The organism is Agromyces sp. NPDC056389, from assembly GCF_042262385.1.
Taxonomy (GTDB): domain Bacteria; phylum Actinomycetota; class Actinomycetes; order Actinomycetales; family Microbacteriaceae; genus Agromyces.
Map to the genome: position 1 here is coordinate 2,596,863 of NZ_JBHJPN010000001.1, position 21,945 is coordinate 2,618,807.

A 21,945-nucleotide genomic window follows, 5' to 3' on the forward strand; every position below is an offset into this window, starting at 1 on the left:
GTGCGCTCAGCGCACGCCGCCGGGAACCGCGAGTTCGCGGTAGTGCGGCGAGAAGGCCGGGTAGTAGGTCTCCCACTCGGGTTGCGGCGTGCCGGCCCGTGCCGCCGCGAGCCGGTCGAGGTAGTAGTCCCAGCCGGGGCCCATGTCGGCGGCCTCCGACGGGTCGTGCAGCCGCTGGCCGAGCGTGAGCGTCGTCATGCCGCCTCCTTCGAGGAGGTGGCAGAAGACCCGGATGCCGTTCGGGCCGGGGCCGGAGTCTGCCGTGAACCGGTGCGGCGCCGCGCACTCGAGGATCGAGACGTTCTGCCACTCGCCTTCGCCCTCGGCCTCCATGCGGAACCGCACGCCGCCCGTCGCCGGGCTGCCGGTGTAGGTGCCGATCCAGGCGCGCATGGCGTTCGGATTCGTGAGGCTGAACCAGACGTCTTCGATGGGGGCGTAGAAGAGGCGGTCGAACTGGAGGTACAGGCCGTCGTCTTTCAGCACGTAGTGCCCGGTCGGTCTCGCGGTCATCATCGGCCCCCGTTCGCTCGTGAACTCAGGCTAATCCCGCTGCGCGTCAACCGCCAGAGCGGTGCGCCGCGCACTAGAGTGTGGCCATGGGATCGAGTGGTGGACGCAAGCGTGCGTCGAGCGGGCAGGCGTCGTCGGGCGTGAAGGCGTCGTCGGGCGGGCAGTCGACGGGGAGAGAAGAAGCGCTCGACATCGACCCCGAGAACAACAAGGCCGGGCTCTGGGGAGCCCTCGCCGGCCTCATCGTGTTCGCGCTCATCGCGATCCCCCTCTCGGCAGCGTTCACGTTCGCGACGACCCCGCACTCGCAGCAGCTCTTCGCCGGTCGGCTCTCCGAGGCGACGCAGGGCGGCTACCAGTTCTTCTGGTGGATCGTCACGATCTTCCTGCTCTCACTGCCGTTCCTCGTCGGCTTCGGCGTCGCGAAGCTCTCGGTGAAGTCGGTGGCGATCGTCGGAGCGGTGATCGTGCTCTTCGTGATCGCGATCATGGTGCTCGGCCAGATCTTCGTCTTCTAGACCCGGTCGTCTCCGTGTCCCGTTACGCACCTCGTGGTGCGTAACGCACGGTGAAGTGCGCGGCTTCCGTGAGTTAGAGTCACCGTTCGTGCGTTACGCACTGACAGTAACTAAGACTTCGGAGAACAAATGCTCATCGCACTGTGGATCGTCACCGGGCTGCTCGCCCTCCTGTTCGGCATGGCCGGCGCCATGAAGGCCACCAGGTCGCGCGAGGCGGTGCTCGCGAACATGCCCTGGGTCGAAGACGTGAGCGCCGTCCAGCTGAAGACCATCGGCCTGCTCGAGGTGCTCGGCGCGATCGGGCTCGTGCTGCCCGCCGCGACCGGCATCGTGCCGTGGCTCACGCCCGTGGCCGCCTTCGCGCTCGCGATCACCATGGTCTTCGCCGTCGCGCTGCACGTGAAGCGCAAGGAGGCGTTCGTTCCGAGCCTCGTGCTCGGCCTCGTCGCCGTGGTCGTGGGTGTCGGCTGGGTCGCGCTCGGCTGATCTGTTCGGCCTCCCTCGAGGGGGCTGTGGTGGGGCATACCATACGGTATGGTATGCCCCATGGAGAACCTGCCCGACCCCGTGTGGCCGGTGGTGGTCCTGGCCCTCATCCAGCTCGCCGACGGCGTGATGAGCGCGATCCCGCTGCCGTTCATCGCGAAGTGCTTCGATGACGTGCACTTTCCGCGACGATGGTGGTGGGTGCTGGCGCCCATCAAGTTCGCGGCGGCGGCCGGACTCATCCTCGGCATCTGGGTGCCCTGGCTCGGGCTCGTCACCTGCGCGGCGCTCGTCGCCTACTTCGTGGTCGCGATCGGCATGCACATCGCCGCACGCGACTTCGGGCGCAACCTCTTCGTGAACGCCGCGGGCATGCTCGTCATCTGCGTCGCCGTCGGGCTGTGCTGCTTCGTGCTCTGAGCGTGACGGCGGCTCAGTCGAGGCCGCTGCCGGGCACGGCGCCGAGGAGGAGCTCGTAGACCGCTCGCAGTTCCGTGGCGGAGATCGGCGGCACGGTGACGGCCGCTCCGAGCGACACGAGATAGGGCACGAGCGCGGCCGTGCGCGCCGCGGCATCCGATTCGCTCGCGGGGCGCCAAGCCGACTGCAGGAGCCCGATCACACGGGCGTCGATGCGGGCCTGCGTCGCGCGCGCCTCGGCGTCGGCGTTCGCCCACGCGCGCACCGCGCGGTCGAGCTCGGCGCGGCGGATCGACGACTGCTCGTCGGTCGCGAGCTCCACGAGCCACTCGAGGGTCGCCCGGGTGCCCTGCTCCCTGCGAGCGCCGACCGCGGCGTCGAGCGCCTGCAGGCTCAGTTGCTCGTAGTGCTCGAGCAGCGCTGCGCGGTAGCCCGCTGCGCCGGCGAAGTGATGGTGGAACGAGCCCTTGGTGACGCCGAGGCGGCTCGCGAGGCGATCGATGCGCAGCCCATCGGCGCCCTCGTGCGCGAGCACGTCGAGGCCTTCGTCGAGCCAATCGGTGCGCGAGGTCGCCATGCCGTCACCATACCGGAGGGTATGGCCGCGGCCACGGCAGCCTCAGCCGACGGATGCCTCGAGCACCGCCATCGCCGCATTGTGACCGCCGATGCCGCTCACGGCCCCGCCGCGTACTGCGCCCGATCCGCACAGCATGATGCCCGGGTGAGCGGTCGCGACGCCCCAGCGCTCGGCCGGCGTCGCGAGGGCGGCGGCCGACTCGGCCCACGGCCACGAGAGCGGACCGTGGAAGATGTTGCCGCCCGGCATCGCGAGCGCCTCCTCGAGGTCGAGCGTCGTCTTCGTCTCGATGCACGGTCGGCCGGAGGCATCCGTCGCGATGACGCCCTCGATCGGCTCGGCGAGCACCGAGTTCAGCGAGGCGAGCACCGCCGACTGCAGGAGTCCCCGCAGTTCGTCGTTGCCGAAGCGCTCGAGCAGTCGGTGCGGCACGTGCAGGCCGAAGACGGTCAGCGTGTGGGCACCGGATGCCGCGAGCGCGGGGGAGAGGATCGACGGGTCGCTCAGGGTGTGGCAGTAGATCTCGCACGGCAGCTGCGACGGGATGCGGCCGCGGGCGGCCTCGCCGTAGGCGGTCGCGAGCTGCGACTCGAGTTCGTTGATGTGGAACGTGCCCGCGAACGCGGCCTCTGGCGCGACGGCCGTGTCGCGGAGCCTCGGCAGCCGGGTGAGCAGCAGATTCACCTTGACCTGCGCGCCCTCGGGAGCGTGCAGGTGGCGCAGCCGCTCGCGCACGACCGCGGGCACGCCGCCGGTCGTCGCCGACGATGCAGGTGCACCGGCCGCGAGCAGCCGGTCGAGCACGGCGGGGGCGACGTTCGCGAGGATGACGTCGGCCCGCGACGTCCGCTCGCCGGGCTCGTCGCCCTGCCGCCAGCGCACCTCGCCCGACGGATCGACCGCGACGACCTCCGCCCCGGTCACGAGCTCGGCGCCGGCCTCGCGGGCCGCTCGCGCGAGCTCGCCGGTGACGGCGCCCATGCCGCCGACCGGCACGTCCCAGTCACCCGTGCCGCCGCCGATGACGTGGTATAGGAAGCAGCGATTCGCGTCGAGCGACGGGTCGTCGAGCTCGGTGAACGTGCCGATGAGGCCGTCGGTCGCGACGACCCCGCGCACGAGGTCGCTCGTGAAGCGGGCGTCGATGGCCTCGCCGAGCGGCCGATCGACGAACTCCCGCCAGAGTCGCTCGTCGCCGATCAGCTCGCGCGCCTCGTCGCGGGTCGGCAGGGGTTCGGTGAGCGTCGGGAACAGGCGCTCCGCCAGGCGTGCGGTGTCGGCGTAGAACGAGCGCCATGCCGCGGCGTCGGGCTCGGCGTCGACGCGGGCGAAGGCGGCATCGGTCGAGGCGGCGTCGGCCTCGTTGTCGACGAGCAGGCCGCGCGAGGGGTCGGCCGGGTCGGGCGTGTACGACGAGAAGCGGCGCCGCACGAGGCGCACGTCGAGGCCCAGGTCGTCGATGATGCGCTGCGGCAGGAGGCTCACGAGGTACGAGTAGCGCGAGAGGCGCGCGTCGACGCCCTCGAACGCGTCGGCGGAGACGGCGGCGCCGCCGAGGTGGTCGCTGCGCTCGAGCAGCAGCACCCGCTTGCCGGCGCGGGCGAGGTAGGCGGCTGCGGTGAGGCCGTTGTGGCCACCGCCGAGGATCACGACGTCGTGCTCGGTGCTGGTGAGGGGCATGTGATGAGCGTAGGCGAACGGCCTCGCCCCAATTAAGTTACTGACATGTAAGTAACTTTTCGCTATGGTGACGAATGCGACCGTGCCGATGATGGCGGCGGCGTGCACCATCGCAAGAGATCCACCGGTCGATCGCGGGGCACCGCCGACCGCCGTTCAAAGGAGAACATGTGACGACGCAACGAACGCGTCACTCCGGGGTCGCCGGCGTGACTCGACGAATCGGATCGGGTGTCGCCATCGCGGCCCTGGTCGCCGGGGGAGTGACCATGACGGCATCCGCCGCCACCGCAGCGGAGCCCGATTTCGGCCCCAACGTGACGATCTTCGACGAGACCTGGTCGGTCGACGACATCAACGCGGCGCTCATGGCCGCCTCGCAGGAGGAGGAGTTCAGTGCCGACCGGCACCAGTTCTTCTTCAAGCCGGGCACCTACGGCAGCGCTGCCGGGCAGAACGACCCGTCCACCGCGACGGGCATCGTGAACTCCGAGCTCGGGTACTACCAGGCCGTCGCTGGCCTCGGCGCCTCGCCCGACGATGTGACCATCAACGGCGCGATCCACGTCGAGCCCGTGCGTCAGTGCGAGGCGAACCCGTGGGACTGCCAGCAGCCCGGCTCGCTCACCCGGTTCTGGCGCTCGCTCAGCAACGTCGCCATCAATCCCATCCAGCGGCCCGTCGGCGTCGACGCCACGCGCCCCTTCCCGAGCGGCGTGACCGACCCGCACCAGATGCGGTTCGCCGTCTCGCAGGCGGCGCCGCTCCGCCGCGTGCACATTCAGGGCGACCTGACGCTCTTCGGCCGGGTCGGCGAGTTCGCCTCGGGGGGATACCTCGCCAACTCCAAGGTCGACGGCAAGATCGTCACCGGCTCGCAGCAGCAGTGGTTCACTCGCAATTCGACCGTCGGCACGTGGGAGGGCGGTGTCTGGAACATGGTGTTCTCGGGCGTCGAGGGTGCTCCCGCGCACGACTTCGGTCCGACGCCGACCGGCACCGGCAACAAGACCGTCGTGGACGAGACGCCGATCAACCGAGAGTCGCCGTTCCTCTACCTCGACGGCGACGACTACAAGGTGTTCGTGCCGAAGGCGAAGGCCGACACGCGCGGCCACGACTGGTCGACCGATGCCGCGGCCGGCGACAGCCTCGACCTCTCCGAGTTCTTCATCACCAAGCCCGGTGACACCGCGGACGAGCTGAACGCGGCGCTCGCGAGCGGCCGCAACCTGCTCGTCACGCCGGGTGTGTACGAACTCGACGAGGCCCTGCAGGTGGACGACGCCGGCACCGTCGTGCTCGGACTCGGCTACGCGTCGCTCGTGCCGACCGCGGGCAACGTCGCCATCGAGATCGCGGATGTCCCGGGCGTGAAGATCGCCGGCCTCACGGTCGACGCCGGGCTCGAGAACTCCGACGTGCTCGTGAAGGTCGGACCGACGGGGGCGACCGCCTCAGACGCAGCCGACCCGACGACGTTGACCGACGTGTTCATCCGCGTCGGCGGCCCGTGGGCCGGCAAGGCGACGACCTCGATCGAGGTCAACAGCCCGAACACGCTGCTCGACCACATCTGGGCCTGGCGCGCCGATCACGGCGACGGGGTCGCGTGGGCCAGCAACACCGGCGACCACGGCGTCGTCGTGAACGGCGACGATGTCACCGCGCTCGGCCTCTTCGTCGAGCACTACCAGAAGAACCAGGTCGTCTGGAACGGCGACGGCGGACGCACGATCTTCTACCAGAGCGAGATCCCCTACGACCCGCCGACCCAGGCGGCGTACATGGACGGCGACCGGCTCGGGTACGCGTCGTACCGCGTGGGCGACGGGGTCACCTCGCACCTGGCACAGGGCCTCGGCGTCTACTCCTTCTTCGACCAGACGATCAACGGCGGTCAGGACATCCGCGTCGAGAGCGGCATCCAGACGCCGAAGTCGGCGAACGTGCGGTTCGAGTCGATGACGAGCGTGTTCCTGAACGGCACGGGCGGCATCAACCGCATCGTTAACGACGCCGGTGCACCCGCGGTCGGATCGTTCGCGTCGCCGCAGCTCGTGTCCTACCCGCCGGTCGACACCACCGCGCCGACGGTCGCGATCGCCGCGGAGCCGGGTGCACCCGGCCCAGGCGGGACGTACACCTCGAAGGTCGTGCTGACCATCTCGGGCGCCGACGACTACACGCCGCCGCCCACGGTCGAGGTCAAGGTCGACGCCGCGGCGTGGATGGCCGTCACCGGCCCGATCGAGCTCGGCAACGGTGCCCACACCGTGCTCGCCCGGGCCACGGATGCTGCGGGCAACGTCTCGACCGAGGCATCCTGGACCGGCACGGTCGCGATCGTCGTCGTGCCCGACGTGCCGCTCGAGGTGACGGCGCACACCCAGTGCCTCGACGGGAAGGCGTACATCGTCGTCTCGGCCGTGAACCGGGCCGCGCTCGCCGCGGACATCCGCCTCACGAGCGACGAGGGCACGGTGAAGTTCACCAAGGTCGCCCCCGGGGCGACGGTGACCTACATGTGGAAGGCGGGCAAGAAGGCGGCCGCCGGCACGGCCACGGTGGCCGGCTACACGTGGGATGCCGGAGCCGGCAGGTACTCGACCTATCCCGCCCCGTACCCGGGCAGCACCTGCAAGTAGTGCAGGCGCCCTGACGGGCGCGCGAGAGGGCGAGCGGATGCGGCATCCGCTCGCCCTCGTCGTGCCGTCGTCAGGCCGCGCGCTTCATCGCCCGCACGCCGACCACGATGCCGATCGCGCACGTCACGGCGGCCGCGATCATTCCGCCGATGACCGCCGGTGCGCCGAAGTCCCCCGCGAGCAGCGCGCGCTCGGCGCCGACGAGGTAGCTCAGCGGGTTGATCGCCGCGGCGACCTGCATCCAGCCGGGGCCGTCCTCGAGCGGCAGCAGCATGCCCGAGAGGATCATGAGCGGGAACAGGAGCGTCTGGTGCACCATCCAGAACATCCAGTCGCGGTTGCGGCAGGCGAGCGCGAGCGAGTAGCTCAGGGCGCCGAAGCCGATGCCGAAGACGGCGAGCACGGCCAGGCCGGCGACGAGGCCCGGCACATGGAGCGAGAAGCCGAACGGCACGGCCACGAGCACGACGATCGTGCCCTGGATGACGAGCGGCACGACCTCCTTGAGCGCGCGACCCACGAGCAGGGCGCTGCGCGAGAGCGGCGCGACGAGCGTGCGCTCGTGCGAGCCGGTCTGCATCTCGAAGAGCAGGTTCGCGCCCGTCGAGGCCGTGCCGAACAGCGCGACCATCACGAGGATGCCGGGGACGAACCACTGCAACGTGCCGGCTGCGTCGCCGCCCGAGGCGCCGATGAGCAGCGGGCCGAAGAGGCCGAGGAAGACGAGCGGCTGCACGAGCGAGAACATCACGCTGAACGGGTCGCGCACGAGCGGACGGGATTCGCGGACGAACACCGAGGCGGTGTCGCGGATGAAGCCCGTCGGGCGGGCGGTGGTGTCGATGGTGGTCATGAGGGGATCCTTCGTGTCGTGACGGGGTCAGGCGGTGGCGTGGACGGGGGAAGCGGCGCCATCGGCGTCGGATGACTCGGCGTGGGCGGCCTCCTCGCGGAGCGTGCGCCCCGTGAGCGCGAGGAACACGTCGTCGAGGGTCGGCTGCCGGTGCGTCGCCGCGACGACGTCGAGTCCGGCATCGCCGAGCGAGCGGATGTATCGGGGTAGCGCCCGATCGCCGCCGGGAGCGGTCACCGTGACGACCTGCCCCGATGCCTCCCCGCCGATGCGGGCGGCGGCTGCCGCGGCATCCGCCGCCGATTCGAAGGTGAGGCTCACCCGGTCGCCCGCGAGCGACTCCTTGAGCGCCCACGCCGTGTCGTCGGCGATCACCTGGCCGTGATCCATCACCATGACGCGTTCGGCGAGCTGGTCGGCCTCGTCGAGGTAGTGCGTCGTGAGGAAGATCGTCGTGCCCGTCTCGCGGCGGAGGTCGACGATGTGCTCCCACAGGTTCGCGCGGCTGTGCGGGTCGAGGCCCGTCGACGGCTCGTCGAGGAAGAGCAGCTCGGGCCGGTGGATGAGACCGAGCGCGATGTCGAGGCGGCGCTTCTGGCCGCCGGAGAGCGACTGCACCTGGCGGCCCGCCACCTGGCCGAGCTCGAGCGACTCGATCAGTTCGGCGGCGCGGGACCGCGTCTCGCGGCGGCCCATGCCGTAGAAGGCGCCCTGCGCGTGCAGTTCGTCGCGCACGCGCTGCGTGTGCCCACCCGAATTGCCCTGACCGACGTAGCCGATGCGGCGGCGCACGCCGGCCGGGTCGCGACGGATGTCGGAGCCCGCGACGATCGCCTCGCCGCTCGTCGGCGGCAGCAGCGTGGTGAGCATGCGAAGCGTCGTCGACTTGCCGGCGCCGTTCGGGCCGAGGAAGGCGACGAGCTCGCCGGCGTCGACCTCGAGGTCGACGGAACGGACGGCCTCGACGACCTTCCCCTTGGCGGGGAACGTCTTCGTGAGGCCCTGAGCGGAGATCATCTGGTTCGTCATATCTGCAGTCTTCCGAGCCATCCGGTCAGTTTCCGTCCGGATCGATGGGAAACTTGGAGCATGGCCGCAACGACCTCGCGAACCCTCGAACTGCTCTCCCTGCTGCAGAGCCACCGGCACTGGTCGGCGCGCGAACTCGTCGACCGGCTGGGCGTCTCCGACCGCACCCTGCGGCGCGATGTCGACCGGTTGCGGGAGCTCGGCTACGGCATCGAGTCGGCCCGCGGCTCGACCGGCGGCTACCGACTCGAGGCGGGCACCGGCCTGCCCCCGTTGCTCCTCAGCGACGACGAAGGGGTCGCGATCGCCATCGGCCTGAGGTCTCAGGCGACGGCCGGCCTGCGCGGCGCCGAGCACACGACGCTCAGCGCCCTCGCGAAGATCGAGCAGGTGCTGCCGCCCGCCCTGCGGCGTCGCATCGAGGCGCTGCAGTCGCACGCGGCGGCGGGTGCCGGCGGGCCAGGCTCGGCGCGCTCGGGTCGACCGACCCCCGAGGTCGACGCCGAACTGCTCGGCCTGCTCGCGCTCGGCTGCCGCGACTCGGAGCGGCTGCGCTTCACCTATACGGATGCCGCGGGCGAGGCGTCGGCCCGAGTGGTCGAGCCGTACCGGCTCGTGCCCGTCGCGCGGCGCTGGTACCTGCTCGCGTGGGATCGCCAGCGCGAGGACTGGCGCACGTTCCGCCTCGATCGCATGAGCGATGTGTTCCCGACGCGAGTGCGGTTCGAGCCCCGGCCGATGAGCGATGACGACGCCAGGGCGCGGGTCGAGGCGTCGGTGCGCTGGCGCGACCGGAGCGTGAAGGCCCGAGTCGTCGCCGACCTGCCGCAGGCGGACCTCGTCGAGCACCTCGGGTGGTACGGCCGAGAGGTCGTGGCGGTCGATGCGGGGCACTGCGCGTGGCCGATCGAGGCCGACTCCGTCGAGAACCTCTCGATGGCGCTCATGTGGATGCCGCGCGGCGTGCGCTACCGCGTGGAGGGGGCACCCGAGGTGCTCGACTTCCTCGCGATGCAGGCCGAGCGCTTCGCGGAGGCATCCGCTCGGGGCTGACCGGTCGTCGCGCTCAGCCCTTGCGCTGCGCGCGGTACGCGGTCGGCGTGGTGCCGTGCGTCGCCCGGAACCGCCGCGCGAAGTAGAACGAGTCCGCGTACCCGACGCGCTCCGAGATCTGCGCGATCGACAACGACGTCTGGTCGAGGAGTTCGCGCGCCCGTGCCATGCGCAACTGCGTCTGGTACCGCAGCACGGGCACGCCGAGACGCTGCCGGAACAGGGCGGCGAAATGCGAGGGGCTGAGGTTCGCCGCCGACGCGAGCTCGGCGACCTCGATGCGTTCCCCGACGTGCGTTCGCAGGTACTCCGCCGCCTCGTCGATCGAGTCGCTCCGGTCGTCGCCCGCCGATGGGCGGGCGACGAGGAGTGCGAGGAGGTGCCAGGCCGCGCCCGACGCCGCGGTGATGCTCGCCGTGGTCGTGTCGCGTTCCATCCACGCGAGCACCTCGCTCGCGAGCGCCGTCACCCGGGAGCGGTCGGAGACGGTGCGCACCGGCTGCTCGACGGTCGCACCGGTCGCTTCGAGGAACTCGGCGAGTTCCCGGCCGGTGAGATGCAGCCACCAGATCGACCAGGGCTCGTGCGGGTCGGCGCCGTAGGCGTGCGGATGACCCGGGGGCAGGATGACGGCCTCGCCGGCCGCGACGTCGAACCGGCCGGCGGCCGTCTCGCACCAGCCGCGACCGGCCGCGCACACGATCACGACCGCCTGGTCGATCGGGGAGCGGCGCTCGCGCCCGTGATGCCGAGCTTCGGGGAAGTAGCCGGAATCGGTCACGACGAGATGCGAGACGCCGGGCAGGCGCAGCGCCTCGAGGACACGAGGGCGGGGCAGCACCTGCATGCGCTGTCCCGGGAACCCGTCGGAGATCGTCATGCCGTGAGTGTGGCGGACTCTCAGCGTTTCGTCCAGATACGCCGCCGGAACATGCTCACATCGGGCGGACGACGATGCGTACCGTCGTCGTATGCTCAACAACGCGGCGCCTTCGATGCGCGACCGGCTGCACGAACGCGAGTCGAGGATCGTGCTCCCCGACGTACCCGAGCAGCTCGCCGACGCCTCCGTGGCCGCGTGGGCCCAGCCGATCGTCATCGACACCTACCTGCCGGAGGCGCCCGCCGACTACCCGGCCTTCCTCGACCGCCGCGTGTACCAGGGCTCGTCGGGGCGGGTCTACCCCCTGCCGTTCCACGAGAAGATCTCGCAGCAGAAGGTGCCGCACGAATGGCAGGCGATCCACCTCGAGAACGAGTGGGTGCGACTCGTCATCCTGCCCGAGCTCGGCGGGCGGATCCACATCGGGTACGACAAGTCGGCCGACTACGACTTCTTCTACCGCAACAACGTCATCAAGCCGGCCCTCGTCGGACTCGCCGGGCCCTGGATCTCGGGCGGCGTCGAGTTCAACTGGCCGCAGCACCACCGGCCGGCGACGTTCCTTCCCACCGACTGGGAGATCGAGCTCGAGGCCGACGGCGCCGTGACGGTGTGGTGCAGCGATCATGACCCGTTCGCCCGCATGAAGGGCATGCACGGCATCCGGCTGCGCCCCGGCTCCGCCCTCATCGAGGCGCGAGTGCGGCTGACGAACCGCACCGACGACACCCAGACCTTCCTCTGGTGGGCGAACGTCGCCGGTGCCGCGCACGACGAGTACCAGTCGTTCTTCCCGACCGACGTGCACTTCGTCGCCGACCACGCCAAGCGCGCGATCGCGAGCTACCCCGAGGTCGACGGTCGGTACTACGGAGTGGACTACCCGGCGCAGGCGACCGCCGATCGCCCCGACGGCGATCGGCTCGACTGGTACCGCAACATCCCCGTGCCGACCTCGTACATGATCCTCGGCACCGACGACGACTTCTTCGGTGGCTACGACCACGCGAAGGGGGCCGGCTTCGTCTACGTCGCCGACCATCGGTTCGCGCCCGGCAAGAAGCAGTGGACATGGGGCGACGCGCCGTTCGGCCGGGCCTGGGACGACAACCTCACCGATGGAGACGGCCCGTACGTCGAGCTCATGGCGGGCGCGTACACCGACAACCAGCCCGACTTCTCCTGGCTCATACCCGGCGAGACGAAGACGTTCAGCCAGTACTGGTACCCGATCCGGGCCATCGGGCCCGCGCACCGGGCGAACACCGAGGCCGCTGTTCGTCTCGACGTCGACGCGGTGAACGGCCGAACCCGGGTGCGGATCGGGGTGGGCACCACCCGCCGGCACGAGCGGCTCGTGATCGAGCTCCGCGATCGCGCCGGCGCCGTCGTGCATGCCACGAGTGCCGCGGTCGATCCCGGCTCGGCGTACGTCGATGACGTCGTTCTCGACGGTGCGCACGCCGTCGACGGACTCGTGCTCGTCGCCGTCGACGCCGACGGCCGCGAGGTGATCCGCTTCGGTCATCGAACAGCGGATGCGTCGCCCGAGCCTCCACTCGCGGCCGTCGAGCCGCCGGCTCCGTCGGACGTCGCGTCGGTCGAGGAGCTCTTCCTCATCGGCCAGTACCTCGAGCAGTACCGTCATGCGACGCGCCGCCCCGAGCCGTACTGGGAGGAGGCGCTCCGGCGCGACCCGGGCCACACCCGGTCGCACGTCGCCCTGGCCGCCGAGCTCGAACGGACGGGAGACGACGAGGGGGCCGAACGTCACCTCCGCGCGGCGATCGACCGCCTGACGCAGTGGGTGCCGAACCCGGCCGACGGCGAGGCGTCCTATCGCCTCGGGGTGAACCTCGCCCGCCGCGGGCGGAACGCCGAGGCGGCGCTCGCGCTCACCAAGGCGATGTGGAACTCCGCCTGGCGAGCCGCCGCCGGCTACGCGCTCGGCCGGCTGCAGGTGCGGCTCGGTGATGTCGCCGCCTCCGAATCGACCCTGCGCGATGTGCTCGCGATCGATGGCCGCCACTCGCAGGCGGGAGTGCTGCTCGCGCTCGTGCTCCGCCGCACCGGCAGGGAGGCCGAGGCGGCCGACCTCCTCGAGCGCCTGCTCGCCGCCGACCCGCTCGATCAGTGGGCGCGCGATCTCGCGGGCGCAGCCCTCACGCGCGACGCGGCCACCCTGCTCGATGTCGCGCTGGAGTACACGGGGGTCGGGGCCGACCGGGAGGCTCTCCGCCTCCTCGACCTTGCGCGCGAGGCCGCGCCGTCGGCGCCGACCGGTCAGGTGCAGGTGGGCGCCCTCGTCGACTACCATCGCGCCGCGGTGCTCGATCGCCTCGGCGAGCCCGAGCAGGCAACTGCGGCGCGGCACGCAGCCGCCGGAAACAGCGAACGGAACGGTCACGCCGCCCGTCTCGACGACGTCGCGGTGCTGAAGCTCGCCCTCGCCGCCGACCCGGCCGACCACCGCGCCTCGCTCATGCTCGGCAACTGGTACTACGACCGTCGTCGCCACCTCGACGCGATCGAAGCCTGGTCGCACGGCACCGCGCCCGAGGCGGCGGCGCGGGTGCGCATCGTCGCCCATCGCAACCTCGGCATCGCCGTGTTCAACGTGCTCGGTGATCCCGATCTCGCGGTCGCGCACTTCGAGGCCGCCCGTGCGCTCGCGCCCGACGACGCGAAGCTGTTCTTCGAGCTCGACCAGCTCCTGGCACGGGTCGGCCGCGGCCCGCTCGAGCGGCTCGACCGACAGGAGGCCGATGCGCACCTCATCGCCGAGCGCGACGACCTCAGCATCGTGCACGCCCGCCTGCTCACCGCGCTCGGCCGGCCCGCCGCCGCCCGCGAACGCCTGCTCTCACGGCGGTTCCAGCCGTGGGAGGGCGGCGAAGGCCAGGCGCTCTCCGCGTGGGACGAGGCGAACATCGCGCTAGCTACTGCGGCACTCGACGACCTCGATGGCGAGTCGGCCGCTGGATTCATCCGGAGCGCGCTCGAGCCACCGGCATCGCTCGGCGAGGCACGGCATCCGCTCGCCAATTGCGCCGAACTCTTCTGGCTGCTCGGCCGCGCCCACGACCTGAGCGGCGACCGACTCGCCGCCGAGGCGGCGTGGGAGCGTGCCGCCGCGTCGTCGGGCGACTTCCTCGACATGAGCACCCGGGCGTTCAGTGCGCAGTCGGAGTTCTCGATCCGGGCGCTCAGGGCGCTCGCACGACACGAGGAGGCCGGCGCACAGCTCGCGGCGTTCGCCGTGTTCGTCGACGAGCTCGCGGCGACGCCCGCGACGATCGACTACTTCGCGACCTCCCTGCCGACGATGCTCCTCTTCCACGACGACCTGCAGCAGGCGCGGGATCGCGAGGTCGAGGACCTCCGCAGCCGGCTCGTCGCGCTCGCCGAGGACTCCCACTGATGGTCGGCATCGCGGCCGGGCGAAGCCGTGACCGGGTCGCCGTCGAGTTCGATCCGCTCGACGGCGCCCGCATCACGAGCCTCGTGGCTGCGGGCCGTGAGTGGCTCGCCCCGTCGCCGCCGCGCGACCCCGAGCGCGACTTCACCGCCTCGGGCACCGGCGGCTGGGACGAGGTCGTCCCGACGGTAGCCGCGTGCACCATGGCCGACGGCACGGTACTGCCCGACCACGGTGACGCCTGGCGGCTCGAGTGGTCGGTCGTCTCGTCGGGGCCGGCGACGTCGACCGTGGTGGTCTCGCTCCGGAGCGTCCCCCTGCAGCTCTCGCGCGCGCTGACGGTCGAGGCGGGGCGCCTGCGAGCGGAGTACGTCGCCACCGCGACCGGCCCCGCCGGCGTCCCGCTCCTGTGGGCGGCGCACCCGCTGTTCGCGGCGCCTCCTGGCACGCGCATCGTCACGGGCGAGCCCGAGCCGCGGCTCGTGGGGGAGTTCCCCGAGGCGGGTTCCCCACTCGCCTGGCCCGGCGGCGCGACCGGTCGCGGCGGAATCGACGGCGTCGGCGGCGCGTTGAAGGCGTTCACCGCCGGGCTCGACCGCGCCCGGATCGTGCACGCCGACGGGCAGGGCCTCACCATGCGCTGGGACGCGCGGATCCTGCCGCATCTCGGGCTGTTCTGGGACACGGGCATGTTCACCGATCAGCCGGTCGTCGCGATCGAACCGACGACCGGATGTCGCGACGCGGCCTCGGCCGTCGAGGACGAGCTCCCCGTGGTGTCGCCGGGCCGGCCGCTGCGGTGGTGGCTGGAACTCTCGGTCGACGACGCCGAGGCCGACGACGCCGACTGAGCTACACCGTGCGGGGCAGGGTGCCGATCTCGGCGCCGGACTCGTCGTAGAAGGTCATGGTGTCGCCGTCGACCGTCGCCGTGGACATCGAATTCAGCCACTGGTCGACGCCCTCGCAGGCCATGAGCGTCGTCGCGCCCCCGGTGAACGCGATCGCGGCGCCGTCGAGGGTCCACGTCGAGCCGCCGAATCCGTTGCACCCGTCGTTGCCGCTCGCGGTGCCGTCGGCGGCGATGACGATGAACGGCGCTCCGGGGGCCGCGTCGGCGGACTCGGTGCCCCATGTGCCGATGAACAGGGCCGGGTCGGCGTCGGGCGCGGTCGAGGGAGCCGCGGAGGGCGCGGCCGCGTCGTCGCTCGCCCGTTCGAGCGTGCCGATCTCCTCACCAGATTCGTCCTGCACCGTGAGGGTGTCGCCCTCGATCGTGCCGGTCGCGAGCGCCGAGAGCCACGTGTCGACGCCCTCGCACAGCATGCGCGTCGAGGCGACCTCGACGAAAGTGACCGTGTCGGCCTCGGCGGTCCAGGTGCCGATCAGGCGGTTGCAGCCATCGGTGCCGGTCAGCGAGCCGTCGTCGCCGAGCACGAGCGAGGGTTCGCCGGTCGCGGCGACATCGCCCCAGGTGCCGACGGGGTCGACGGTCTCCGCCGGTTCGGCGGGGTTTCCGGCGCATGCGGTCAGCACCGTCGCCGCGAGCAGGATCGTGCCGGACAGGGCGAGGCGCTGCAGCGTTCGTGACATGGGCACAGCGTATCGAGCGGACGCTTCAGCGAGCCGAAGGCGTCGCCGTCGCGCGTGCGGCACGCGCAAGGGCGTCGCGGCACGCGACGACCGCGGGCCGGGCGGCGGCGGCGTGCCGCGTGGAGGTGAACACCTCGCGCTCGGGATGCCCGGGCAGGTCGACGATGGTCACGCTCGGCGCCTCGCCCGCCCACACGAGGTCGGGCAGGAGCCCGACGGCGTTGCCCGAGCGGATCAGGCGGATGTGGGCCATCAGGTCGGCGGTCTCGAACCGCACGTCGGGCTCGAACCCCGCCTCGCGGCACAGCTGCTCCGCCCAGTCGCGGGAGGCCGTGCCCTCGGGTTCGAGCACCCACGGCATGGTCGCCGCGGCGAGCAGCGAGCGATCGGATGCCGCGACGCGACGTGAGGCGGGGTGCGGCGGCAGCGCGAGCCGGATCGCGTCGGCGACGAGGTGCACGCGGTCGAGCTCCTCGCGGTGGGCGCGCGTGTGGCCCGGGTACTGCTCGGCGATCACGAGGTCGAAGTCGCGCGCCGAGACCTCGAAGAGCCCGACGTCGGGCTCGCGTTCGGTGACCTCGACCCTGAGGGCCGGGTGCTCGGCGCGCAGGAGGGTGAGCGCCTGCGGCACCACGGCGTGCGCCGCCGACTGGAACACCGCGATGCGCACGGTGCCTCCGACCGCGGTGAGCGAGCGAGCGACCTCGGCCTCGGCCTCCTCGAGCCGGTCGAGCACGGCGCGGGCGTGGCCCACGAGCACTTGGGCCTGCGGCGTCAGCTGCACGCGGCGCCCGACCTGCACGAGCAGCGGCACTCCGGCCTCGCGCTCGAGCTGGCTGAGCTGCTGCGACACCGAGGAGGGGCTGTACGACAGGGCTTCGGCGACTGCGGAGAGCGTGCCGCGGTCGCTGAGTTCCACGAGCAGGCGCAGCCGTCGCACGTCGAGCATGTGCACCTCCGGGACATCCGCTGATCATTCGGTTCTTCCGAACAGTATCGTTCAGATTCATTCGCTTTACCGAACGGATGCCGCAGCGCATACTGAACCCGACAGGCGGGCGACCCCCGGCACGCCCGAAGCAAAGGACAGTACCCTCGTGACCATGTCGAACGCCGCCACGGACGCCCGGCCGAACACCGATCACGTCGTCGCCCTCGTGCGCCGCTGGCTCGCCGAGAGCTCGGAGCACCCCGCAGACCCCGCCGCCGAGCGTCTCGCCGGCGTGCTGAAGGACCCGCGCGGCCTCGACTTCACCGTCGGCTTCGTCGACGGTGTCATGCGCCCCGAAGACCTCGGCGTCGCGGGCCGCAACCTCGAGCAGGTCGCCAGGCTCACGCCGAAGTTCCTGCCCTGGTACTTGAAGGCCGCCATCCGCGTCGGCGGTGTCGTCGCGCCCGTGCTGCCCTGGATCGTCATCCCGATCGCCCGCCGGGTGCTGCGCGCCATGGTCGGCCACCTCGTGCTCGACGCCACGCCCGAGAAGCTCGGCCCGGCCATCGCGACCCTGCGCGAGTCGGGCAATCGTCTGAACCTGAACCTGCTCGGCGAGGCCGTGCTCGGCGAGGAGGAGGCGGACCGCCGTCTCTCTGGCACCTACGAGTTCCTCGCGCGCGACGATGTCGACTACGTGTCGATCAAGGTCTCGAGCGTCGTCAGCCAGCTCTCGATGTGGTCGTTCGACGAGGCCGTCGCGAAGGTCGTCGCGAAGCTCACCCCGCTGTACGAGCTCGCAGCGAAGAGCCGCACGCCGAAGTTCATCAACCTCGACATGGAGGAGTACCGCGACCTCGACCTGACGATCGCGGTCTTCACGACCCTGCTCGACCAGCCGCAGTTGCGCGGCCTCGAGGCCGGCATCGTGCTGCAGACCTACCTGCCCGACGCGCTCGGCGCGATGCAGGAGCTCACGGCCTGGGCGAAGGACCGTCGCGCGCAGGGCGGCGCCCCCATCAAGGTGCGCGTCGTCAAGGGCGCGAACCTCGCGATGGAGCACGTCGACGCGGCCGTGCACGGCTGGCCGCTCGCGACCTACGACTCCAAGCAGGACTCCGACACGAACTACAAGCGCGTGCTCGACTGGTCGATGACCCCCGAGCGCACCGACGCGGTCAAGCTCGGCGTCGCCGGCCACAACCTGTTCGACGTGGCCCACGCGTGGCTCACCGCCCGCGAGCGCGGCGTCGACGCGCGCGTCGAGTTCGAGATGCTGCTCGGCATGGCGACCGGCCAGGCCGAGGCGGTGCGCCGCGACGTCGGCAACCTGCTGCTCTACACGCCGGTCGTGAACCCCAGCGAGTTCGACGTCGCCATCGCCTACCTGATCCGCCGTCTCGAAGAGAACGCGAGCCAGGAGAACTTCATGTCGGCCGTGTTCGAGCTCACCTCGAGCGAGCCGCTGTTCCAGCGCGAGCAGGCACGTTACCTGGCCTCGCTCGCCGCACTCGAGCCGTCGGTCGCGGCGGCACCCGCGCCGAACCGCACCCAGAACCGCCACACCGAGTGGACCGACGAGACCCTCGCCGCCGCGATGACGGTGCCCGCGGCTCCGGCGCCCGGAACCGAGCACGAGCTCGACCCGTCGCTCACGGGCGTCGTGCTCGGCATCACCCGCGGGTCCGCGGGCATCGACGGCTCCGAGCTGACGGATGCCGCGGCATCCGCCGCCCCTGCCGGCTCCGGCGTCACGCCGGGCTTCCGCAACGAGCCCGACACCGACCCCGCCCTCGCGCCGAACCGCGAGTGGGGCCGCCGGATCCTCGAGCGGGTGCCCGGCTCGACCCTCGGCGTCGCGACGATCGCCGGAGCCCGCGTCGATGACGCGGCGACGCTCGAGCGCATCATCCAGACCGTCGCCGCCCGAGGCCGGGCATGGGGCGAGCTGCCCGGCGCCGAGCGCGCCGCGGTGCTGCACCGCGCCGGCTACGCGCTCGCCGCGAACCGCGACCGCCTGATCGAGGTCATGGCCGCCGAGACCGGCAAGACCATCGCGGAGGCCGACCCCGAGATCAGCGAGGCGATCGACTTCGCGCACTACTACGCCGAGCGCGCCCGCGAGCTCGACCACGTGCAGGGCGCCGTCTTCGTGCCATCGAAGCTCACCGTCATCACGCCGCCGTGGAACTTCCCGGTCGCGATCCCGGCCGGCGGCGTGCTCTCCGCGCTCGCCGCGGGCTCGGGCGTCATCATCAAGCCCGCGAAGCTCGCGCAGCGCTCGGGCGCGGTCATGGTCGAGGCGCTGTGGGAGGCCGGCATCCCGCGCGAGCTCCTCACCCTCGTCGACATCGGCGAGCGCGAACTCGGCAAGGAGCTCGTCTCCCACCCCGCGGTCGACCGGGTCATCCTCACCGGCGCCTACGAGACGGCCCAGCTGTTCCGCTCGTTCCGGAACGACCTGCCGCTGCTCGCGGAGACGAGCGGCAAGAACGCGATCATCGTGACGCCGTCGGCCGACCTCGACCTCGCGGCGTCCGACGTCGTGAAGAGCGCATTCGGGCACGCCGGCCAGAAGTGCTCGGCGGCCTCGCTCGTCATCCTCGTCGGCTCGGTCGCGAAGTCCGAGCGGTTCCGCCGCCAGCTCGTCGACGCCACCCGCTCGCTGCGCGTCGGCTGGCCCGAGCAGGCGACGAGCCAGATGGGCCCGATCGTCGAGCCCGCGAACGGCAAGCTGCTGCACGCGCTCACCCAGCTCGGCATCGGCGAGGAATGGCTCGTCGAGCCGCAGCAGCTCGACGACACCGGCCGGCTCTGGTCGCCCGGCATCCGTACGGGCGTCGCGGGCGGCTCGTACTTCCACCTCACCGAGTTCTTCGGCCCCGTGCTCGGCATCATGCACGCGAAGGACCTCGACGAGGCGATCCGCATGCAGAACGCCGTCGACTACGGCCTGACCGCCGGCCTGCACTCGCTCGACGCGAATGAGCTCGCCACGTGGTTCGACCGGGTCGAGGCCGGCAACCTCTACGTCAACCGCGGCATCACCGGCGCGATCGTCCAGCGCCAGCCCTTCGGCGGCTGGAAGCGCTCGGCCGTCGGCGCGGGCGCCAAGGCCGGCGGACCGAACTACCTGTTCGGCCTCGGCGAGTGGCTGCCGCAGCACGGAACCTCCTCGAGCACCCTGCACCTGCGAGGACTCGAGAAGCGCGTCGCCGAGCTCATCGAGGCATCGCAGCCGGCGCTCGACTACGACTCGTTCGACGTGCTGCGCCGCTCGGCGCTCTCCGACGAGCTCGCATGGGCCGAGGAGTACGGCGTCGTGAAGGACGTCTCGGGCGTCGGCGCCGAGCGCAACCTCTTCCGTTACCGGCCGCTGCCCGTGACGGTGCGCGTCGGCGAGCAGGCGAGCCTCGCAGAGGGGCTTCGCGTCATCGCGGCCGGTCTCCTCGCGAAGTCGCCGCTCGCGATCTCGACCGCGGTCGAGCTGCCGAAGGGCGTGCGAACCCTGCTGGCCGCGCGCGAGGTGAAGATCGTGTGCGAGGGCGACGCGGCATGGCTCGGGCGTGCGGCCAAGCGCGGCATCACGACGCCGCGTGTCCGTCTCGTCGGCGGCGGGGCGACCGCCCTGGCCGAGGCGCTCGGCGGTTCTCCCGATGTCGCGGTGTGGTCGCACCCCGTCACCCCGTCGGGCCGCGTCGAGCTGCTGCCGTTCCTGCACGAGCAGGCGATCTCGATCACGAACCACCGCTTCGGCAACCCGACGACGCTGTCCGACGGCGTGATCTGACGGCGTGGACCGGCGCGTCGGCTCAGCCGGCGCGCCGGAACGTCAGGACCTCGCCCCGTCGCGAACGCTCGAGCGCGAACCCCTCGTCGTGCAGCCGGCCGAGCACGCGCCGGGGCAGCGCAGGGAGCTCGGCGGTGGCGCCGGGTGGCGGCGCGGCGATGCCCGTGACGAGTGAGGCTTCGACGTCCGCGCCGCGCACCTCGACGCGCGCGTAGTCGCTCTTGCGCCGCCAGACGAGCAGCTCGAGGTCCCGGAACAGGACGATCGTCGTCGTCGACCCCGCGGTGAGCCACAGACGATCGTTCCCGAAGCCGACGGTGCAGGCGAGGGTTCGTCGTCGCGCCACCGCGCGGCCGGCGAGGTATACGGGCAGGGCGAAGACGACGCCGACGACGATGATCGTGAGTCGGGCGCCGAGCGCGTAGACGAGATCGCCGACGAAGATGAGCGCCAGGGTCGCGACGCCGCTCATCACGACGACGATCACGATGATGGCGATGGTCAGGGTGCGCACGGGTATCGGCACCGCGGCGAATCGCACCTCCGAGCCGCGGCCGCGCTCGGCGCGCACCCACTCCGGCGCGATCGGGGCGGGCTGTTTCGGCGTGCCCACGGCGGCGGAGACGCGCCCGATGAGGGCGAGCCAGATCCACCCCGCTGCGGGGATCGCGGCGAACTGCACGATCGCGAGCGAGATCCGCGCCGGCTCGGGCGCGGTGGCCAGCAGCGAGCCGTCGAATTCGGCCGCCGTCACGACGAGCGCCGCCGAGACGACCGCGCCGATCACGTGGTTGACGACCCCGCGCCGAACCGGCGTCATGCGGAACGTCGCGTTGACGAACGAGAAGCCGCACAACCAGCCCCCGACGAGCATGAGCAGGTACGGGATCATCTCGGTCGCCTGACCGGACACCGCCCACGGCACGGCCAGCGCGAGGCAGGCGGCCGCCCACACGAGGGGGCTGCCCACGAGCCGCCGCCAGAGCGGGGGACGGGTGGTCGTCGGTGCGACGGGTGCGGCCGTCGGATCGATTCCCTGGCGTGTGCGGCTCACGCGCGCGCGGCGGTGCGGCCGCGATTCCGACGACGGATGCCGCGTGGCGCACGACCGCCGACGAAGGAGCGCGCGGAGTCCACGATGAAGCCCTGCCGCAGCGCCTCGCGCCCGATGAGCATGCGGAAGCCCATCTCGTCGCGGTTCGTGAGCGTCACCTCGGCCGTCATCGTGCGGCCCATGAGCACGACGTCCATGAGCACGACGATGCGTTCCTCGGTGTGGCCCGAGGAGCTTCGCACCGAGCGGCGGTCGTGCACGGGGCATTCGACGATGACGGCGTCTTCATCGGAGTTCTGCCACGGGTGCACCCCGAATCGCACGATCGACTCCGCGCCGCGCTGTACCTCTTCGAGGTCGAACGCGTGCAACGACGAGGTGCGCGCACCCGTGTCGAGCTTCGCCTTGATCCAGGGAACTCCGGCTCCGGGCAGGCTCACCCATTCGCGCCATCCCGCGATGGTGTTTGAATAGACGGGCTCTGTCACTCCAC

The 21,945-nt window shown here is 71.6% G+C and carries 18 protein-coding genes; 8 read left to right on the forward strand and 10 right to left on the reverse strand.

The genetic code is table 11. The features are described from left to right. Positions 1-6: 6 nt before the first annotated feature. Positions 7-516: an SRPBCC domain-containing protein gene (locus tag ACFCVM_RS12155; protein ID WP_375836439.1), complete on the reverse strand. Its 510-nt coding sequence runs from the start codon at positions 514-516 to the stop codon at positions 7-9. An 83-nt stretch (positions 517-599) separates the two neighbouring features. On the opposite strand from ACFCVM_RS12155, the gene ACFCVM_RS12160 reads away from it, so the two are divergent. From ACFCVM_RS12160 to ACFCVM_RS12170, 3 genes are all read left to right on the forward strand, one after another. Then, complete coding sequence (locus ACFCVM_RS12160) at positions 600-1,031, forward strand: hypothetical protein (protein ID WP_375836440.1); 432 nt, start codon at positions 600-602, stop codon at positions 1,029-1,031. A 129-nt stretch (positions 1,032-1,160) separates the two neighbouring features. Beyond that, positions 1,161-1,520: a DoxX family protein gene (locus ACFCVM_RS12165; protein ID WP_375836442.1), complete on the forward strand. Its 360-nt coding sequence runs from the start codon at positions 1,161-1,163 to the stop codon at positions 1,518-1,520. A gap of 60 nt (positions 1,521-1,580) precedes the next feature. Continuing rightward, positions 1,581-1,940 carry a DoxX family protein gene (locus ACFCVM_RS12170; RefSeq protein ID WP_375836443.1) on the forward strand — a complete coding sequence of 120 codons (360 nt, stop codon included), beginning with the start codon at positions 1,581-1,583 and terminating at the stop codon, positions 1,938-1,940. A gap of 13 nt (positions 1,941-1,953) precedes the next feature. Here the strand turns inward: ACFCVM_RS12170 and ACFCVM_RS12175 are convergent, their stop codons facing one another. Beyond that, positions 1,954-2,517 (reverse strand): TetR family transcriptional regulator, encoded by a 564-nt coding sequence (locus tag ACFCVM_RS12175; RefSeq protein WP_375836444.1) that lies wholly within the window; start codon positions 2,515-2,517, stop codon positions 1,954-1,956. Positions 2,518-2,559: 42 nt separating this feature from the next. Beyond that, positions 2,560-4,200 (reverse strand): phytoene desaturase family protein, encoded by a 1,641-nt coding sequence (locus ACFCVM_RS12180; RefSeq protein ID WP_375836445.1) that lies wholly within the window; start codon positions 4,198-4,200, stop codon positions 2,560-2,562. Between the two features lie 209 nt (positions 4,201-4,409). Here ACFCVM_RS12180 and ACFCVM_RS12185 point away from each other — a divergent pair, with 209 nt between their 5' ends. Next, positions 4,410-6,848, forward strand: coding sequence for an adenylyl cyclase (locus ACFCVM_RS12185; protein WP_375836446.1), 2,439 nt, complete (start codon positions 4,410-4,412; stop codon positions 6,846-6,848). Positions 6,849-6,918: 70 nt separating this feature from the next. On the opposite strand, the gene ACFCVM_RS12190 is transcribed toward ACFCVM_RS12185, so the two are convergent. Together ACFCVM_RS12190 and ACFCVM_RS12195 are read right to left on the reverse strand one after the other, a co-directional pair. Next, a complete protein-coding gene (locus tag ACFCVM_RS12190; RefSeq protein ID WP_375836447.1) occupies positions 6,919-7,701 on the reverse strand; it encodes an ABC transporter permease in 783 nt (260 codons plus the stop codon). A 27-nt stretch (positions 7,702-7,728) separates the two neighbouring features. Then, positions 7,729-8,730 carry an ATP-binding cassette domain-containing protein gene (locus ACFCVM_RS12195; protein ID WP_375836448.1) on the reverse strand — a complete coding sequence of 334 codons (1,002 nt, stop codon included), beginning with the start codon at positions 8,728-8,730 and terminating at the stop codon, positions 7,729-7,731. Positions 8,731-8,790: 60 nt separating this feature from the next. Between ACFCVM_RS12195 and ACFCVM_RS12200 the strand changes: the two genes are divergently transcribed. Then, positions 8,791-9,783, forward strand: coding sequence for a helix-turn-helix transcriptional regulator (locus ACFCVM_RS12200; RefSeq protein WP_375836449.1), 993 nt, complete (start codon positions 8,791-8,793; stop codon positions 9,781-9,783). Positions 9,784-9,796: 13 nt separating this feature from the next. On the opposite strand, the gene ACFCVM_RS12205 is transcribed toward ACFCVM_RS12200, so the two are convergent. Next, positions 9,797-10,663, reverse strand: coding sequence for a helix-turn-helix domain-containing protein (locus tag ACFCVM_RS12205; protein WP_375836450.1), 867 nt, complete (start codon positions 10,661-10,663; stop codon positions 9,797-9,799). 91 nt (positions 10,664-10,754) lie between these two features. Between ACFCVM_RS12205 and ACFCVM_RS12210 the strand changes: the two genes are divergently transcribed. After that, positions 10,755-14,087 (forward strand): DUF5107 domain-containing protein, encoded by a 3,333-nt coding sequence (locus ACFCVM_RS12210; RefSeq protein WP_375836451.1) that lies wholly within the window; start codon positions 10,755-10,757, stop codon positions 14,085-14,087. After that, entirely contained in the window at positions 14,087-14,935 is an 849-nt protein-coding gene (locus ACFCVM_RS12215) for a hypothetical protein (protein ID WP_375836452.1), read from the forward strand. Before ACFCVM_RS12210 ends, ACFCVM_RS12215 begins: the two co-directional genes overlap by 1 nt. A 1-nt stretch (position 14,936) precedes the next feature. Here ACFCVM_RS12215 and ACFCVM_RS12220 read toward each other — a convergent pair whose 3' ends face one another. Together ACFCVM_RS12220 and ACFCVM_RS12225 are read right to left on the reverse strand one after the other, a co-directional pair. Next, positions 14,937-15,677 (reverse strand): META domain-containing protein, encoded by a 741-nt coding sequence (locus ACFCVM_RS12220; RefSeq protein ID WP_375836453.1) that lies wholly within the window; start codon positions 15,675-15,677, stop codon positions 14,937-14,939. A gap of 25 nt (positions 15,678-15,702) precedes the next feature. Then, complete coding sequence (locus ACFCVM_RS12225) at positions 15,703-16,626, reverse strand: LysR family transcriptional regulator (RefSeq protein WP_375836454.1); 924 nt, start codon at positions 16,624-16,626, stop codon at positions 15,703-15,705. Between the two features lie 154 nt (positions 16,627-16,780). Between ACFCVM_RS12225 and ACFCVM_RS12230 the strand changes: the two genes are divergently transcribed. Further along, positions 16,781-20,398, forward strand: coding sequence for a proline dehydrogenase family protein (locus ACFCVM_RS12230; RefSeq protein ID WP_375836456.1), 3,618 nt, complete (start codon positions 16,781-16,783; stop codon positions 20,396-20,398). Between the two features lie 22 nt (positions 20,399-20,420). Here ACFCVM_RS12230 and ACFCVM_RS12235 read toward each other — a convergent pair whose 3' ends face one another. Together ACFCVM_RS12235 and ACFCVM_RS12240 are read right to left on the reverse strand one after the other, a co-directional pair. Continuing rightward, positions 20,421-21,452 (reverse strand): hypothetical protein, encoded by a 1,032-nt coding sequence (locus tag ACFCVM_RS12235; protein WP_375836458.1) that lies wholly within the window; start codon positions 21,450-21,452, stop codon positions 20,421-20,423. Beyond that, a complete protein-coding gene (locus tag ACFCVM_RS12240) occupies positions 21,449-21,940 on the reverse strand; it encodes an ATP-dependent zinc protease (protein ID WP_375836459.1) in 492 nt (163 codons plus the stop codon). The genes ACFCVM_RS12235 and ACFCVM_RS12240 overlap by 4 nt, the downstream gene beginning before the upstream one ends. Between the last annotated feature and the right edge of the window lie 5 nt (positions 21,941-21,945).